1 protein-coding gene is annotated in these 1,069 nt (G+C 69.8%); it reads right to left on the bottom strand.

Going from position 1 to position 1,069, the window contains the following annotated elements:
* Positions 1-1,052: hypothetical protein (locus ACFQ6N_RS41145; RefSeq protein WP_380659239.1), on the bottom strand; the 1,052-nt coding region annotated here is incomplete at its 3' end.
* Positions 1,053-1,069: the final 17 nt, after the last annotated feature.

Here is a 1,069-nt window from a genome sequence, read left to right as displayed (position 1 = left end):
CCGCTGTACGGCGCCACGTAGTGCGCCACATTGGTGACCATGCCACCGATGCGTGCCGCGTCCAGCTGCATGCGCCCGCGCAGGTTGACCAGCGCACCACTGAGCGGCAGGTTGGGCTGGTTCAACGATGGATCGCTGGTTGCCAGTGCAAGGTTCGGATTCAGCGCGCCACCCAGGCGCACCGCCAGGTCGCCGCCACCGGTCAGGTGCAGCGTACCGTCGGCCTCGACGCGCCCGGTCGAGCCCACCGCTGCCACCACGCCGGACGAATGGCGTGCCAGTGAATTGACCACGGTTCCGGTGGCCACGCCCGCGTCACGGCCGGCCTCGAGGGTGAGGTTGCCGCCACCCAGCGTGCCGAAGCCCATGAAGCCCACCATGCGCGCACCGGTCAGCGTCGGCAGGCTGGTGTAGCTGCCGAAGTTCACCCACCAGCTGGTCGCCGTGGGCTGCGCCCCGGCCACGCCCGGGCTGCCCTGTCGCCACAGCCAGTTGCCCACCGCGCTGGGGGCAAAGCCCGCGCCTTCAGTCTGGCTGCGCGGAGTGACATCGAATCCGACCTGGCCGGCGCTGTCCCACAGGTCGCCACGGATGTCGCGGCCCGCGGAAACGGTCAGGTTTCCGCCGTGGTCCGGATACCAGGCCTGCCATGCCCCCAAGGCGGCTGCATAGCGCCCGTCCGCATCGGTCGGCCCAAGCACGGTGGACAGCCCCGGTGCCGGCGCCCGGCCCGGATTGAACACTGCATCGCGCCCGTTGCCGAGCGATGTCGGGGCGCCAGCGGTGTACACACCGAAGCCCGACATCATCCGCACGTCGCGGCCGGCCAGCAGCTGCAGGTCGCCCTTGCCGGTGCGCAGCACGCTCCACAGTGGAGTGCCGAGCTTCGAGCCATAGATCGTCTTCTCGATCAGTTCGCCGCCGCCATAGCAGTAGTCGGTGATCGCGCAGAAGCTCTCTTCGGTCATGCCGAAGATCTCGGCGAATTCCTTCGCCGACATGCCCACCGCCGACTCGTCGCCCACCAGGTCCAGCGAGGCCTGCTTGGCCACCAGGCGCGGGGCCAGGC

It is taken from the genome of Kitasatospora sp. NPDC056446 (assembly GCF_042796115.1).
Taxonomy (GTDB): domain Bacteria; phylum Actinomycetota; class Actinomycetes; order Streptomycetales; family Streptomycetaceae; genus Kitasatospora.
The sequence above is the reverse complement of the archived record's forward strand: the minus strand, read 5'-3'. Positions and strand labels throughout refer to the sequence as shown.